The organism is Mycobacterium sp. (assembly GCF_035499775.1).
Lineage (GTDB): Bacteria > Actinomycetota > Actinomycetes > Mycobacteriales > Mycobacteriaceae > Mycobacterium.
In genome coordinates this window covers 1-14,066 of record NZ_DATJYB010000111.1, presented here as the reverse complement: position 1 = coordinate 14,066, position 14,066 = coordinate 1, and the positions used below count along the sequence as shown (strand labels likewise).

The 14,066-nt window shown below is 65.4% G+C and carries 17 protein-coding genes and 3 pseudogenes; 11 read left to right on the top strand and 9 right to left on the bottom strand.

Annotated elements, in window-relative coordinates; translation table 11 throughout:
- Window positions 1-132: pseudogene (locus VML93_RS08005) on the bottom strand (alpha/beta hydrolase); the annotation flags it as partial.
- A gap of 138 nt (window positions 133-270) precedes the next feature.
- Between VML93_RS08005 and VML93_RS08000 the strand changes: the two are divergent.
- Window positions 271-1,641: an NAD(P)/FAD-dependent oxidoreductase gene (locus VML93_RS08000; RefSeq protein WP_325609412.1), complete on the top strand. Its 1,371-nt coding sequence runs from the start codon at window positions 271-273 to the stop codon at window positions 1,639-1,641.
- Window positions 1,642-1,644: 3 nt separating this feature from the next.
- On the opposite strand, the gene VML93_RS07995 is transcribed toward VML93_RS08000, so the two are convergent.
- The 3 genes from VML93_RS07995 to VML93_RS07985 form a co-directional block, all read right to left on the bottom strand.
- Window positions 1,645-2,022, bottom strand: coding sequence for a nuclear transport factor 2 family protein (locus VML93_RS07995; protein ID WP_325609410.1), 378 nt, complete (start codon window positions 2,020-2,022; stop codon window positions 1,645-1,647).
- A gap of 4 nt (window positions 2,023-2,026) precedes the next feature.
- The gene (locus VML93_RS07990; RefSeq protein WP_325609408.1) at window positions 2,027-2,470 is read right to left on the bottom strand and encodes an SRPBCC family protein; all 444 of its coding nucleotides are present in this window, start codon (window positions 2,468-2,470) and stop codon (window positions 2,027-2,029) included.
- A 257-nt stretch (window positions 2,471-2,727) separates the two neighbouring features.
- Entirely contained in the window at window positions 2,728-3,090 is a 363-nt protein-coding gene (locus VML93_RS07985; protein WP_325609406.1) for a helix-turn-helix transcriptional regulator, read from the bottom strand.
- A gap of 140 nt (window positions 3,091-3,230) precedes the next feature.
- Between VML93_RS07985 and VML93_RS07980 the strand changes: the two genes are divergently transcribed.
- Together VML93_RS07980 and VML93_RS07975 are read left to right on the top strand one after the other, a co-directional pair.
- Window positions 3,231-3,680: an HSP20 family small heat-shock protein gene (locus tag VML93_RS07980; RefSeq protein WP_325609404.1), complete on the top strand. Its 450-nt coding sequence runs from the start codon at window positions 3,231-3,233 to the stop codon at window positions 3,678-3,680.
- 109 nt (window positions 3,681-3,789) lie between these two features.
- Window positions 3,790-4,518 carry a PAS and ANTAR domain-containing protein gene (locus VML93_RS07975; protein WP_325609402.1) on the top strand — a complete coding sequence of 243 codons (729 nt, stop codon included), beginning with the start codon at window positions 3,790-3,792 and terminating at the stop codon, window positions 4,516-4,518.
- A gap of 109 nt (window positions 4,519-4,627) precedes the next feature.
- On the opposite strand, the gene VML93_RS07970 is transcribed toward VML93_RS07975, so the two are convergent.
- Window positions 4,628-5,782: a glycosyltransferase gene (locus tag VML93_RS07970; protein WP_325609400.1), complete on the bottom strand. Its 1,155-nt coding sequence runs from the start codon at window positions 5,780-5,782 to the stop codon at window positions 4,628-4,630.
- A 204-nt stretch (window positions 5,783-5,986) separates the two neighbouring features.
- Complete coding sequence (locus VML93_RS07965; protein ID WP_414686302.1) at window positions 5,987-6,745, bottom strand: STAS domain-containing protein; 759 nt, start codon at window positions 6,743-6,745, stop codon at window positions 5,987-5,989.
- A 613-nt stretch (window positions 6,746-7,358) separates the two neighbouring features.
- Here VML93_RS07965 and VML93_RS07960 point away from each other — a divergent pair.
- The 6 genes from VML93_RS07960 to VML93_RS07930 all read left to right on the top strand — a co-directional run bounded on the left by VML93_RS07960 (window position 7,359) and on the right by VML93_RS07930 (window position 11,891).
- The gene (locus tag VML93_RS07960) at window positions 7,359-7,616 is read left to right on the top strand and encodes a DUF7218 family protein (protein ID WP_325609396.1); all 258 of its coding nucleotides are present in this window, start codon (window positions 7,359-7,361) and stop codon (window positions 7,614-7,616) included.
- A 455-nt stretch (window positions 7,617-8,071) separates the two neighbouring features.
- The gene (locus VML93_RS07950) at window positions 8,072-8,776 is read left to right on the top strand and encodes a glycosyltransferase (RefSeq protein ID WP_325609393.1); all 705 of its coding nucleotides are present in this window, start codon (window positions 8,072-8,074) and stop codon (window positions 8,774-8,776) included.
- Window positions 8,773-9,717, top strand: a complete 945-nt coding sequence (locus VML93_RS07945) for an acyl-CoA dehydrogenase (protein ID WP_325609391.1) — start codon at window positions 8,773-8,775, stop codon at window positions 9,715-9,717. Before VML93_RS07950 ends, VML93_RS07945 begins: the two co-directional genes overlap by 4 nt.
- 7 nt (window positions 9,718-9,724) lie before the next feature.
- Entirely contained in the window at window positions 9,725-10,498 is a 774-nt protein-coding gene (locus tag VML93_RS07940; protein WP_325609389.1) for a PIG-L deacetylase family protein, read from the top strand.
- On the top strand, window positions 10,495-11,124 hold the full coding sequence (locus VML93_RS07935; protein WP_325609387.1) for an SAM-dependent methyltransferase: 630 nt from the start codon (window positions 10,495-10,497) through the stop codon (window positions 11,122-11,124). Before VML93_RS07940 ends, VML93_RS07935 begins: the two co-directional genes overlap by 4 nt.
- Window positions 11,125-11,126: 2 nt before the next feature.
- Window positions 11,127-11,891, top strand: a complete 765-nt coding sequence (locus VML93_RS07930; RefSeq protein ID WP_325609385.1) for an endonuclease/exonuclease/phosphatase family protein — start codon at window positions 11,127-11,129, stop codon at window positions 11,889-11,891.
- Window positions 11,892-11,896: 5 nt separating this feature from the next.
- Here the strand turns inward: VML93_RS07930 and VML93_RS07925 are convergent, their stop codons facing one another.
- Window positions 11,897-12,619: an HAD family hydrolase gene (locus tag VML93_RS07925; RefSeq protein ID WP_325609383.1), complete on the bottom strand. Its 723-nt coding sequence runs from the start codon at window positions 12,617-12,619 to the stop codon at window positions 11,897-11,899.
- A gap of 137 nt (window positions 12,620-12,756) precedes the next feature.
- Between VML93_RS07925 and VML93_RS07920 the strand changes: the two genes are divergently transcribed.
- A complete protein-coding gene (locus VML93_RS07920) occupies window positions 12,757-13,125 on the top strand; it encodes a hypothetical protein (RefSeq protein ID WP_325609381.1) in 369 nt (122 codons plus the stop codon).
- Between the two features lie 14 nt (window positions 13,126-13,139).
- On the opposite strand, the gene VML93_RS07915 is transcribed toward VML93_RS07920, so the two are convergent.
- Both VML93_RS07915 and VML93_RS07910 read right to left on the bottom strand, forming a co-directional pair.
- Window positions 13,140-13,364, bottom strand: coding sequence for a DUF3349 domain-containing protein (locus tag VML93_RS07915; RefSeq protein WP_414686301.1), 225 nt, complete (start codon window positions 13,362-13,364; stop codon window positions 13,140-13,142).
- 176 nt (window positions 13,365-13,540) lie between these two features.
- A pseudogene (locus VML93_RS07910) lies at window positions 13,541-13,642 on the bottom strand (CsbD family protein); the annotation flags it as partial.
- 186 nt (window positions 13,643-13,828) lie between these two features.
- Here VML93_RS07910 and VML93_RS07905 point away from each other — a divergent pair.
- Window positions 13,829-14,066: pseudogene (locus VML93_RS07905) on the top strand (NmrA family protein); the annotation flags it as partial.

Below are 14,066 nucleotides of genomic sequence, written 5' to 3'. Positions count from 1 at the left end.
CAAGACAATCGGATAGCCATCCGGTCGCCCGAACACCTCTGTGTGTAAAGCGGTGCCATCCGCCGCGCGGACAGTCAGGGTGCGACTGGGCGGCAATTCAATGCCAACGCTGGTCGGTCGCCGAGCATCCATCGTCGCTTCCCCCCTCGAACACGGCCCCGTTGCCTGCCCTCCGGATGTTCGCGAGTTTAACCCCAAATCAACGAGGAACCACGCGAATCACTAAAGATAGAGCTGCGGATTTCAGCACGACCGTGCAACATGACAGGCGTGTCCCCGATATCGCGTCGGGAGTTCTTGGCGGCCACGGCGACCGTGCTCGGCGGTGGGCTGACGGCCGCCTGTGCGGCACGTTCCACGGATCATCCGCCCCCGCCAGACACCAAGTCCGTCCTCATCATCGGCGCCGGGATGGCGGGTTTGGCCGCCGGACGCAGCCTGGCCGACGCGGGATGGCCGGTGCGGTTGATCGAAGCCCGCGATCGCATCGGCGGCCGGGTGTACACCAACCGCGACTGGGGCGTTCCGCTGGACATGGGCGCATCCTGGATCCAAGGCACACAGGGCAATCCGCTGACGGAGCTGGCGCAGAAAGCACAGCTTCAGACCGTCCACACCGACTACTACAGCTCGGCGAAGCTGGCCGTTGATCCTCGCCTGCAGCCGATGGATTACCACGAAAAGCACTGGCGCAAGTTCGTAGCGCGGGCTCGTGACCAGGTCGACGGCGGGAGCCTGGGCGCTGCCGTCAACGCCGCCGCGGCAACCGAAGAGCTCTCCGACAACGAGCGCGCGCAGTTGGCGTTCTACCTCACCACTGAAATCGCCGACGAATACGCCGCCGAAGCCGAGCAACTCTCCGCGACGACGTGGGACGAGGGCAAGTACACCGGCGGCGACGACGTGATCATCCCGAGCGGCTACGACGCGCTGCCCAAGCTGCTCGCCAACGGCCTGCCGATCGTGCTGAACACACCGGTAACCGCGATAGCCCGGCGAGACAAATCCGTCGTGGTGGCGGCCGGAAACCAGTCGTTGGAGGGTCCCGCCGCGATCGTGACCGTTCCCCTAGGAGTTCTGAAATCCGGTGCGATCAGCTTTGACCCGCCCCTTCCCGACGCACACGCCCACGCCGTGAGCGCCCTGGGATTCGGCGTGCTGTCCAAGAGCTTCTTCCGCTTCAACCGCCGAACCTGGAACGCGGACAACGCCTTCTACCAGTTCATCGGGACCGAGCCGGGCCTGTGGGCGCAATGGTTCAGCCTGCCTGCCGCCGCCGGGCCGATCATGGTGGCTTTCAACGCCGGTGAACGCGGCCGGTCCGTGGAATCGTCCTCTCCCCCAGACCTGATGGCCGGCGCGCTGCCCATCGCCCGTCAGCTGTTCGGCGACGACGTCTCCCTGGTCGAAGTCCGGACGTCGAGTTGGACCACCGACCCCTTTGCGCGCGGCGCGTACTCGTTCCACGCACCCGGCTCCGGTCTGGACGACCGTCGCCGCCTGCAGGAACCCATCGGCGACCGGCTTTACCTGGCCGGTGAGGCCGTCGGCGCCGACAATCCCGCGTCGGCGCACGGCGCCGTGCTCAGCGGGCGCTACGCCGCCACACAACTGATGCAGCGCTTGAGTGGATCGCGTTGACGGTCAGTAATTTTCGAGCGCAGCCACGCCGCGCCAACTGGGCCATGTCGTCTCCCAGACGCGGTGGATCCGGCCGTTGCGGAAGGCGGCGATCAGCACGACCTCGATGCGGGTGGGCTGCTCACCCGGGCGTGACGTGGTGATCCACACCCGGCCGGCGACCTTGTCCGCCGCCTCCACCCACGCCTCTTCGTCGTATTCGACCGCGTAACTGATTGCCGTGGAATAGATCTCGCGGTGGCTGCGGTGGAATGCGGCGAAATCCTGGGTCAGCCCGTCGGAATACATCACGAAATCCGGGTCGTAGTAGTGCTCGACGAGGTCCGCGTTCTTGCCGACCACCATCCGGTCGAACATCTCGCGCAGCAGCGCAACCGACATCGGTCTACTTCTCCAACGCCGTGGCGCAGGCGTCGAGGATCGCCACGAAGCTGGAGCGAAGCAGCGGACGGGTCAGCTTCTCCAGAACCTTGCCTCCCGCGTAGGCCGGGTGGGTGTAATTCGTCAGCCAGTCCACATGGGTGCCTGGGTTATCCGCGCCTGTCGGGGTGAACGTCAGCGTGCCACCGTCGTGCCGGAACGGCGGAAACCCCCCGATGATCAGATAGGTATAGCTGCGCGGCCGATCGTAGGCGGTGATCTCTTCGCGAAACCACGGTCCGGCCGCGATCACGCGCCGCACCGCGCCCTTCCCCGGCCCCACGGTGCCCTTCTCCCAGAACCCCTTGAGCGACAATGGCGCGGCGGCCAAATTGACCGGGTCGGCCAGCCAGTCGAAGACACGTTCCGGAGGTGCGGCGATGGTGCGCTCCACGTGGATCTGAACCATGACGCCATGCTACTGATCCGGTGCGCCGGCCCCGATCGCGTCGTCGAGTTGCTTGGTGAGCGATCGCCACTCGAAGAGTTCGTAGGCGACGATGACGGTCACCGGTGAGGTCAGCACGACAAGCAGGCAGGCCCACAGCGGCCAGCGACCGATGGCATGATCGCCGTCAGATTGCTCAGCGCATCGAAATGCCGATCGACTGGTTCGACTCGCACTCCGGATCGCCCGAGCCGTACCCGCCAGATACGCTGTCGCCGTTAGCTATTCGGCGGGTCACCAGACTCTGGGCCGGGCTTAGACCGAGCCGTCCTCGCCGCATCGCGCAAAGTGCGGTTGGTCGATCGCAAGTCGGCATTGTCGTCTTCCAGGTTGAGGATTCGGGCAATGCCGGCCAGGTTGATTCCGGCATCGACCAGAGCGCTGATGCGTTGCAGCCGGGCCAGGTCATCGGCGCTGTAGCGCCGAGTACCGCCATCGCTTCGAGCTGGTGTGAGCAGCCCATAACGCTCGTACAGGCGCAGCGACTGCACCGGGATGCCGGAGAGTTCGGCGGCCACCGAGATGCCATACACCCCGCGGCCGGGTGCCGGCCCATCATTGGCGTCACGACGATCGGTCACCGGACGCCTCCTCGATCAGTCACAGAAAACCTATATATCACACTTGCGCTGAAGTGTTGGTGATGGTATATCAAATCTATGTTCGATGACATACAAAATGATTGGAACAAGACAGCAGATTGGAGTGAGAGGTGACCGCGATGTTGATGCGTACTGACCCGTTCCGTGAGCTGGACCGCTTCGCCCAACAGGTGCTGGGCACGGCCTCCCGCCCGGCGGTGATGCCGATGGACGCCTGGCGCGAGGGCGAAGAGTTCGTCGTCGAGTTCGACCTGCCCGGCATCAACGCCGACTCGCTGGACATCGATATCGAGCGGAATGTGGTGACCGTGCGGGCCGAGCGCCCCGGTGTCGACCCCAACCGGGAAATGCTGGCCACCGAACGGCCGCGCGGAGTATTCAGCCGTCAGCTGGTGCTCGGCGAAAACCTCGACACCGACAGGATCCAGGCCGCCTATCACGAGGGCGTCCTCAGATTGACCATCCCCGTGGCCGAAAGAGCCAAGCCTCGCAAAATCTCTGTCGGCCGTGGCAACAGCCACCGGGCACTCGACGACAGCGCCCCCAAGCGCGAGGTCATAGACGCCTGATCACTCGGATGCACAACGCGGCGGCCGCGAGTGCCATGACACTGGCGGCCACCGCCGCGCTAGCACCTGTCGGCTGCAGTCAACCGAACCCGAGGAGGCAAGGTTAGCGATGAGCTGGGATGTCAATGGCCAGTTGGCCGATGTCGAACAAGCCTTGGCCGGCGGCGCGCCACAGGGCGTCGGCTGGTTTCGGTTTCACTTCGCCGACCAACGGTGGGAGTGGTCCGAACAGGTGCAGCAGATGCACGGCTATGAGCCGGGCAGCGTAACCCCGACGACCGAACTGGTACTCGCCCATAAACACCCGGACGACCGCCGTCAGGTCGCGGCTACGATTGACGAAATTCTGCACACGCACAATGCGTTCAGCACGCGTCATCGCATCATCGACACTCGCGGCAGTGTGCATCACGTCGCCGTGGTCGGTGACCGGCTCTACGACGAACGTGGTGCGGTGATCGGGACACACGGTTTTTACATCGACGTGTCCCCGTTGCGCGGGCAGGCACACGAGGACCTCGTCACGGCGAAACTGGCCGAGATCGCCGAGAACCGCTCCGGCATCGAGCAGGCCAAGGGCATGTTGATGCTGATCTACGGCATCAGCGGCGACGCGGCGTTCAACCTGCTCAAGTGGTTGTCCCAGGAGGCAAACGTGAAACTGCGACTGCTGGCAAAACAGATCACTCACGACTTCCGCACGGCCGGACACAGCGCTATCTCCCAATCTAGGTTCGATCAACTACTGCTGACCGCCCACCGCCGCGTTCGCCGCGCCGACACCGCGACGCCGGCGAAAAAACACGACACCGATAATGGACACCCAGTCACTGGTTGAGAGAGGCGTGCGAATTCTGGCCGTAGAGAACCCGGCCAGCCGGGCTCGCGTCACCGTGCGCCCTCGGGCTGCGAGTGCTAAGTGCTGTGGGGACTGCTCCGGTCGCAGGTCAGCCGACGTGAGCCGTTGGTAGCGTGAGCCGTTGGTAAATGGTCAGGGATTCGAGCGCCATACGGTCCCAGGTGAAGCGTGACAGCACTCGGCTTCGACCGGCCGCGCCCATGCTCTCACGACGAAAGCGTTGCCCCTGAAGGCTTCTCAATGCACCGACCAGCTCGAGGGGATCACTCGGCGACAGCAGGAGTCCGGTTACCCCATGCACGATGGCGTCGCCGAGGACACCGATGGGCAGCGCCACCACCGGCGCTCCACTGGCCATTGCCTGGAGCACCGCTGCCGCCCGTGTCGGCTCACGCGGGGTACAGGCAACCACGTCGGCGGAGCGCAGCAGCTGTGGCAGCTGGTCGCCGACGGCCGTGCTCACGAAGCGGACCCGATCCGCTACACCCAACTCCGTGGCGAGCTGTTTGAGCCCGGAGCGCGCCTCGTCGTGACAGGGGTCAGCGCCAGCGGTTTCCGCGACAACCAGCTCGGTGCCCGGCACCTTGGGCAGTGCCCGGACAACGATGTCGAATCCATTGCCCAGCAATGGATTCGACGCCAGGCAAACAACGCGAAACAGGTCGCCATGCGCTAGTGCCGGACCGACCGGGGTGTATCGCTCGACGTCGACGCCGCCCAGCAGTACCGACACTCGTGCTCGGCTGCGGCGCAGCCTGGCCACCGCGTCGACGTCCGAGCTGCTCTCGACCGTCACCCAGGTCGCGTTGCGGGCCAGTAGTGGCTCAATACGTTCGCGCTCGGTTTCTACGTGCCTACAGTCGGCCGACTTTGGCGCGGTGGCCAAGCCGTAGAAGCTTTGGACCGTCGGCAGACGCTGTTGCCGTGCCGCGAGTTGAGCGGCCAACCCCCCCAGCCAGCCGTGCGCGTGCACGACGGCAGGTGGATGCGATGACCAATGGCGCTCGAGCTTGGCCGCCCATTCACCGACAAAAGGCAAAACGTCGCGCGCGGGCCGCGTCACGTCCGGCCCGATGGCCATTGCGACTACCTGGTACGGGTGTTTCGTATTCTTTCCTGCACGGCGCCGACCGTGTCGCCGGACGTAGGCTGTGACGTGATGCCCTTGGGCTGTAAGAGCGGCACATAACTGGCCGGCGTCGTCACCGTTGGCGTCGTCGCCGCTGACGATCGCGATCTTCACAGCAACTTCCTATTTGCAGACTCTGCGCGCGCCGAGACATTTCTCAAAATTGAGTTCGGCGGATATCCAGGCATACCCTGGACTGCCAACCCGTAAACGGCGGCCTAAGCTTTCGTCTGCCATCCTGGGACTACGCATGCATGCCGCGGTGACGTCGAAGAACACGATCGATACCCCGAGCAGGCCGTTCCTGGTGTCGCGGCGCTATAGCTGGTTTTCGCGACCGATCACCGCCCAAAGCGTCTTGCCCGACGACGTCGGGGCGCTACCCCAGGACCGGCAGAGCGCGGAAACCAGAGCCAAACCAGACAGGATTTCGATGCCGTGGTCGGCGTCTTCGTGGAGGCTCGCGGGGACTTGGCTGTCATCCCCCACGGCGACGGTGATGGTCTCCTCGTAATTCTCGACGGTTAATACCGGCGCACTTTCGGTATAGGCGAGGACGTTTCCGATGAAGACCGTGGCCACCGTGCTGGCGATCGGAATCAGCCGGGGCTGTCCCCACGCGGTGAGCCAGTCAGCGATGAGGTTTCGGCTCAATCCAATACTGACTTCGCTCGCGGGGAGTTGGGCCCGCGCGCGCCGCCGGCCGTGCGACGCCTGGGCGGCGACGGTTTGAAGTACCGCCGCGCGGGTCGCATGCACCGGCACGTACCGGGCCACGCCTCCGCCGGCGATGGTCAGTCGACGCTGCAGGTTTGCGCATACGAGGAGGATCGGCACGTCCGGCCAGATGCTCACATGCCAGCGCGCGCTGGTGAACACCGACCACGCCGAGGCGGACGGCACCGACAGGTCGTTGACGTCGACAATCACCGCGCGCGGCTCGTCCAGCGCTGCCTTGATGATGGTGTCGCGCACCTGGCGATACGTGTCGCTATCCAACGCGCCATGCATGACCAGGATGGGCACGTCGCGGTGGCGTTCGATGTCGATCCAGATCGCCGGCGAGGATTCAGGCACCGCCGCCTCCCCGCCGGGGACGACCGACGGAAAGCCGCTGGTTGTGTCCTCACCCATCGGGTGACTCACCTATCGTGATACTCCGCACGACTTGATCGCTGCTAATTTTCGTACCCCGGCGGCAGCGGACCTGCGCGGCCACCAAGTAGGCGTGGGGCGCCCGGGGCGACAGCCCGGCAGCCACACTCGTCGGCGCTTCGGTACCCCCGACTGAAGCCCCCACCGCCACCCCACCGCGCAACTCGACGGGTTCGCGGATTGCCCGATTCACCAGGTTCGGTTACCCCAATAAAGTTCAGGCAATCATCCAGACCGTTGGGTGGCTGCGCGAGGGCGGCGCCGAAGATCGCCGGCGAGACCCGATCTCAGCCGGGAGCTCGAAGTCCAACCCGTACGCCAAGTCCGGCAAGTTCAGGCTCGAGACAACCTCTCCGCGACGAAAACCAGTCCCGAAACAGGTTCCGCGGGACGGCATACCTTGCCTGAGAGGCCTGGCCAGACGGCTCGTCGACGCGACCCACAGACGTCGGGCCCCCCACCGTGCCCGTTTGACCACCATCGGGCCCGGGCACCCTGGCACCGGTGTCTCATAACGCACAGAAAGGCGACGAACGTGCCGAACCCGTCGATCAAGAACGAGAAGATGTACCAGGATCTGCGCAAACAGGGCGATTCCAAGGAAAAGGCGGCGCGGATCTCCAATGCGGCCGCTGCGCGGGGTAAGTCCTCAGTCGCGCGAAAGGGCGGCAAGAGCGGTTCCTACACCGACTGGACAGTGCCTGAGCTTAAGAGGCGAGCCAAAGAGCTTGGTATGACAGGGTATTCATCTCTGACCAAGGACAAGTTGATCACCAAACTGCGTAACCACTAGTCGCGCCGCGTCGGCGCTGACGCGCTCCCAGTCGACTCGTTCGCCGATAGCCCGCGCCTCCCGGGCAGCACCGGTATCCCGGATCGCCAGCACGTCGACGACCGTCTCGCCCACGCGAGCCTTGAAAAGCCATTTTTCGGCGGATGTTCGACCCAGAATCCGGCGTCGGTGAGGGTGACTTCAGCCGCGATCGCCAGATCGACGTCGTGACTGAGTTCGGGTGCGCCGTAAACCCATAATGCGTAGCTGCCCGCCAAAGCGTAGCGCGGCCCGTTCTCCTTCAATGGCGCCGCAGCCGACCGCGGCGCCTCACGCAATGCGCGCAGACGTCGGCGAATCTCTTGGTGTATCAATCGGTGTCATCGTGGACAGGTCATACCCGGCGTCGGCAAAGGACAACCTGGCCGAAGCGGTGGCGTCCGTTTAAGTAGTCGTTAAACGGGCAATCCGCAGCTATGTCAGCGCCAGCTATTCGAGCCTACGATCAGGTTGCCGTTGTAATTCCGGCCTGCAATGAACGGGCAAACTTGCCGGCGTGCTTGCGTGCCGCGCTGACCGCTGCTCTATGTGTACCGATCCCCGTCGTGATTGTGGTGGTCCTGGATGCCAGCAACGACGGTAGCGCCAATTTGGCTGGTCAGTTCGGGCCCGACGTGCACTTCATCAGCGTCGACGCCCGCAACGTCGGTGCCGCGAGGGCGGCCGGTTTCGGCTATGCCCGCTCGCTGTACGGACAGGGCACCGAGTGCTGGTACGCCACCACCGATGCAGACAGCAAAGTCGACCCCGGCTGGCTGGTGCACCAACTGGAGGTCGGCGCGGACATGGTTCTTGGCGTGGTGCGTGTCACCGACTGGCTGCATCATTCGAATGACGTCACCGAGCGCTATGAGCAGGCGTATAAAGCGCAGGACGAGCACATTCACGGCGCGAATATGGGCTTCAGCGCTCGGGCCTACTGGCGGGTTGGCGGCTTTCGCACGCTGCCCTCCGGCGAAGACGTTGATTTGGTAAGGCGTTTCGAGGGGGCCGGCTACTGGGTTCACCGGGACACCGAACTGTCGGTTATCACCTCGGCGCGTGACCGGGCCCGGGCCCCAAACGGATTCGCGCATCGCCTCGGTCAATTGGGGCAGGCAGCGGCGGGAGGGAGTGCATGACGGCAGGCCTGGTAAAGCACTGGCTGGACTCGGGGAGACTGGAATTGCCACTGCCCGCGTCAGGACGCACCGCCGAACGCTGGCAACGCCTGGCGCTGCTGGCCGAAGAGGACATCGTGGCTGCCCGAATCGCCGAGGCTCACGTCGACGCTGTGGCGATCCTCGACGAGTTGGGCGCCAAGCCGCCCGAGCCGGGTCAGCTGTGGGGCGTGTGGGCGGCCGAGTCCCCAGACGCGGTGCTAACTGCCAGCGATATGGGCGGAGGCGCGTTCGTGCTCAACGGCACGAAGGTGTGGTGCTCGGGCGCCGGCTTCTGCACTCACGCGCTGGTGACCGCCCGGATCGACCACGGAATACGCGGCTTGTTTGCGGTGACTATCACCGACCCCGCCGTCAAACCGCTACCGAGCACATGGTGGAATGCGGGAATGGCGGGCAGCGACACCCGGCCGGTTCAGTTCCACAACGCCCAAGCCATCGCCGTCGGCGACCCGGGCGACTACCTGGGCAGACCCGGCTTCTGGCACGGCGCAATCGGTGTGGCCGCTTGCTGGCTCGGCGGTGCCCGCAGGGTCGCTGGTCCCCTATATCGTTGCGCCAGCAGCGAATCCGCTGACGCGTACTCGCTCGCACACCTCGGCGCCGTGGACGCCGCACTTGCCGCCGGCGAGGCGATACTGGGATTCGCGGCGGCCCAGATCGACTCCGATCCTTTCGACCGGGCCGGCATCGCTCAGCTGCTGGCCCGTCGCGCGCGCACGGTCGTGGAACACGCGGTCGACGAAGCTATCACCCGTACCGGCCGCGCCCTGGGGCCCGGCCCGCTATGTCAAGACGGCCGGCACGCCCAGCGAGTGGCCGACCTGACCATCTACGTGCGCCAAAGCCACGCCGAGCGGGATTTGGCTGAGCTCGGGCGGCTGGCGGGGCGGCCGTGCTGAGGATGCTTTGAACACGGTTCCGACCGGCAACTGCGTCCGGCTTGCGGCCACACCGCTGTCGAGCGGGGGAACGCCGGCGCAGAAATGGCTGGCCGCCCTCGACGAATCAGCCTTGCCGGCAATGGATCTGACCGGGTGCCCAGGCCTGGTCGTAGTAGCTCCACACCCCGACGACGAGACTCTCGGTTTGGGCGCAACGATCTCTTACTTGGCCACGTCGGGCGTCGACGTTCAGGTGGTGTCGGTCAGCGACGGCGGCGCCGCCCGGCCGGATTTGTCGCCTTCGGAGCGGAGTCTTCTTGAGACCACGCGGCAGGCCGAATTACACAGGGCAACAAGCATTTTAGGCGTCCGCTCGGTCGTGTCGCTGGGGCTGCCCGACGGTGAATTGGCCGGCCACGAGGAACAGCTCGCCGATTCGCTGACCGAGATCCTCGGCCGTGTTGCACCCGGGACCTGGTGTGCCGCCACCTGGCGGGGCGACGGGCATCCCGACCACGAGGCTGTCGGACGCGCGGCAGCAGAAGCCTGCGCGCGCACCGGCGTCGCGCTGCTGGAGTATCCGATCTGGATGTGGCACTGGGCCGGCCCGTCAGATCCCGCGGTGCCCTGGGACAGGGCCTACTCGGTGCCCGTATCTGAGTCGGCGCTCGATAGCAAACAGCGTGCCGCGCAATGCTTTCACAGCCAATTCGAGCGGGATTCCCAGGGCCCGGAGCCGGTGCTGCCGGCGTTCGTGCTCGACCGACTGCTCGCGGTCGGAGAGCTGGTGTTCCGGTGACCGCGCGACTGCCCGACGCCTACTTCGACCGGATTTATGCGGGAGCCGACGATCCATGGCGGCTATCGACGCGGTGGTACGAGCAGCGCAAGTACGACATCACGCTGGCGATGCTGCCGAATCGCCGTTACCGGCATGCGTTCGAGCCGGGCTGTTCGATCGGCACGCTGACCGCACGGCTGGCGCAGCGCTGCGATCATGTGACCGCGGTGGATGTAGCCGACGCGGCGCTGCGGACCGCCGATGCGAGGCTGCAAGAAGTCGGCTGCCGTAGCCAAGTGACACTGAGACGCCAGTCGCTGGACGACGTGTGGCCGGTCGGCCCCTTCGATTTGCTGGTGCTCAGCGAGGTCGCCTACTACCTGCACGCCGACGCACTCGCCGAGGCGTTGCGCCGCGAATGTCCCCGGCTGCATCCCGGTGCGAATGTCATTGCGGCACACTGGCGCCACGCCGTGGCCGACTATCCGCTCAGCGGCGACGCGGCCCACCGGGTCATCGCGGATACACCCGGGCTGATATCGCTTGGCCGATACTTGGACTCCGACGTCGTCGTCGAGGTGTTCGACACTGGCGACGGCCGGTCGGTGGCCGCTGGCGAAGGGGTGCCGGGAGCGCAAGAGTAGCCGTGCGGGTGGCGACCTTCAACATCCTGCACGGGCGCGCCGTCGGCGACGGGGTGCATCCCGAAAGGCTGGGTGACTGCGTCCGCCGCCTCGATCCCGACATACTCGCCTTGCAAGAGGTCGACTTTGAGCAACCGCGGTCAGATTGGGCCGACCTCACCGCGGCGGCGGCCGAAGCCATGGGTGCCGTCGAGCACAGGTTCGTGGCCGCGATCTCCGGGACCCCCGGGGCAACCTGGATGGCCGCCACCGGTGACGAACAGCCCGGGACGGCGGCCTATGGAATTGCGCTGCTATCGCGGTTTCCGGCGGCCAGTTGGCAGGTGGTGCGGCTGCCCCGGATTCCGATGCGTTTTCCCATGTATCTGCCCGGGCCCAACCGGGTGAAGCTCGTCAACGAGGAACCGCGAGCGGCGGTCATCGCGCAGCTGCACACCCCGTTGGGCGACCTGACGGTGGCCAACACCCACTTGTCGTTCGTACCCGGCTGGAACCTGCGCCAGCTGCGACGACTCATGCACGACCTGCGCGGCTTTCCGGACCCACGGCCGCTGATCGGAGATCTCAACCTCACGCCTGCGGCGGTAGGCCGCTGGTCGGGCATGCGGCCGCTGGCTGTGGCGGCGACCTTTCCCGCCCCCGCGCCCAACCGGCAGCTCGACCACATCCTGACCGACGACCGCCGGCTACGCGGTGGCTCCACGGCGGCCGAGCTGATGCCGATCTCCGACCACCGGCCGCTGGTGGTCGAACTCGACCGCGGGTGAGCCGCTTAGCGGCTGGGCGCCAGCTCCACGATGCGGGTCAAGTCCAGATTCTCGAGCAGATCCTGCGGGTCGGCGAAAATCGGTGATGCACCGGCTGTTTGCAGTTCCGCACCGGAAATGCCGCCGCTCAGCAAACCGATGCACGGCAGCCCTGCGGCCACTGCGGCTTTCGCATCCCACACCGCGTCGCCAACGAATACGGCACGATCGGCGGTAACACCGGCGCGGTCCAGGGCGACTTGCAGGATGCCGGGTTCGGGTTTGGCGATGTCGACGTCGTGTGAAGACGTGGTGACCGAGATGACGTCTTCGCAGTCGAGCACCCGGCGTAGTATTTCCAGTTCGTCGTCGGGCGCCGAGCTCGCCAGCACCACCTGCAGGCCGAGATCGGCGACACTGCGCAGCAACGCGCACGCTCCGGGCAACGGCTCCAACAGCGATGCCAGATCGCGGTAATACCGGCTGTGTGCGTCGCTGAGCCGGTCCTGCACGTCGCCTGGTGCGTCCTCGGACAGAACGCGAATCAGCTTCGAGCCGTCCATGCCAATACAGCGATGCAAGCGCCACGCCGCAACCGGCATGCCTTCCTCGTCGAAGGCGCGTTGCCACGCACAGATGTGAACGTAGTTGGAATCCACCAGCGTCCCATCTACGTCGAACAGGACGGCGGGTTCGCCGTGACGCGGAGTCCGCGGCCGTTCCAGGGTGCCAGCGACCGGGTGGTTCATCGGATTCTCGTTTCTGCAGTCGGCGCGTTATGGGTGGTAGATACCCACATCGGACTGGTCAACACCCGGCGTGCGACACCTGGGGCGCCAACGCATGGTGATCTGCGTCGCGTTTGGACCTACTGGTCAACGGGTAGATGGCGGCCAGCGCCGAAATGAACCTGGCAAAGCACATTCTCACGAGGAGTAATGATTTGAATTACCCCGGACGCGACCCAGTGGACCATGAACGCACCAGCCGTCAGCATGCCGGCGAATCTCTGAAGGAAGGCAAAAACGCGCCCGGCTTGCTTGGGGTCGCAGGCGGTGTCATCGCGCTCATTGTGGGCTTGTCCGCATTGGCGACCGGCCGCCTCGCCGCGGGCGCGGTGGCCGTGATCGTGGCTGCGGTCGCGGCTACGGCCGGCGTGGCCTGGCTGATACTAACCCACCGCCGGGTCCGCGAAGCTGAATTAGAATGGGCAGCAACGCATTCCGACGATGCGGCGCCGCCGCCGAGTAGCTGACCGGCTGCAGCTCATCAGTGATTCTCGGTGAGTCGAGCCTTGACGCGCTCGATGTCATCCGTCGAGGGCATCTCGTCGGTTATCCGGGTGATCGCGACCCCCACGTCGGCGTTCAGATCGGCGGGGGCAATCGGCCTACGGCGGGGCAGCCTGAGTGCGCTTGTGATCGTGGTGATCTCGTCGTCGGATACCCGGCGGGGCAATAACGCCAACAGCGGCGCGTAACCTCTGACGGGCATACCTTTCGGGTAACCAGCGCGCAAAAAGGCAACGATCCCCGCAATCCGATCGACCAAGCCCAACTGATACCTCGCTAAACCGTTCTTGCAGTTATAGCCCGGTGTGGCGGTTCGAAACATTGCACCGCAAATGGTTTCGCTAATGGGCCCAGTGCTGAGCACGGCCTGGGCCCATCGCGCGCTTCGGCGGCGTCTGGGCAGGCACGCGCGGATTCGGCTGCCGCCTCTTTCTTGCCCGCATCGCGTAGAGCGTCCGCCTTGTCCGGTTGCGCCTGGGCCTGTACCAGCTTCCCGGAGCGGAGTCCGCCATAACGCCTACGGCGCAACTCCGGCGATTCCACCTGGTTAGTAATGGCCACGCGGGTCAACCGAGTGAACACAACGCCGGCCGTTTGGGCGGCGTTTTCCCAGGTATGTGCACGTGTCGGCGACTTTCAAAATCGGGCCGAAAGCGGGGTTACGACATGCTCACCATCGGTGTAATCGGAGCCAACGGCACAGCCGGAACCCGCGTCGTTGCCAGACTGAAGGGCCGGGATGTCGGGGGGGTCGAAATCGCCCGGGCCTACGGCGTTGACCTGGTCAGCGGGCAGGGTTTGGCAGAGGCCCCGCAGGGAGTGGATGTAGTAGTCGACGTCTCGAATCCGACGCCGGCCGATGAGCGCTCCGACCTTGCAGAGATTGTCACCACAGCCTCCCGCA

Coding starts and splice junctions, on each gene's coding strand:
- VML93_RS07995 (WP_325609410.1), bottom strand. CDS start 2,022: ATGTCGGTTGCGCTGCTGCGCGAGATGTTCGACCGGATGGTGGTCGGC.
- VML93_RS07990 (WP_325609408.1), bottom strand. CDS start 2,470: ATGGTTCAGATCCACGTGGAGCGCACCATCGCCGCACCTCCGGAACGT.
- VML93_RS07980 (WP_325609404.1), top strand. CDS start 3,231: ATGTTGATGCGTACTGACCCGTTCCGTGAGCTGGACCGCTTCGCCCAA.
- VML93_RS07975 (WP_325609402.1), top strand. CDS start 3,790: ATGAGCTGGGATGTCAATGGCCAGTTGGCCGATGTCGAACAAGCCTTG.
- VML93_RS07950 (WP_325609393.1), top strand. CDS start 8,072: ATGTCAGCGCCAGCTATTCGAGCCTACGATCAGGTTGCCGTTGTAATT.
- VML93_RS07945 (WP_325609391.1), top strand. CDS start 8,773: ATGACGGCAGGCCTGGTAAAGCACTGGCTGGACTCGGGGAGACTGGAA.
- VML93_RS07925 (WP_325609383.1), bottom strand. CDS start 12,619: ATGAACCACCCGGTCGCTGGCACCCTGGAACGGCCGCGGACTCCGCGT.
- VML93_RS07920 (WP_325609381.1), top strand. CDS start 12,757: ATGGCGGCCAGCGCCGAAATGAACCTGGCAAAGCACATTCTCACGAGG.
- VML93_RS07915 (WP_414686301.1), bottom strand. CDS start 13,364: ATGCCCGTCAGAGGTTACGCGCCGCTGTTGGCGTTATTGCCCCGCCGG.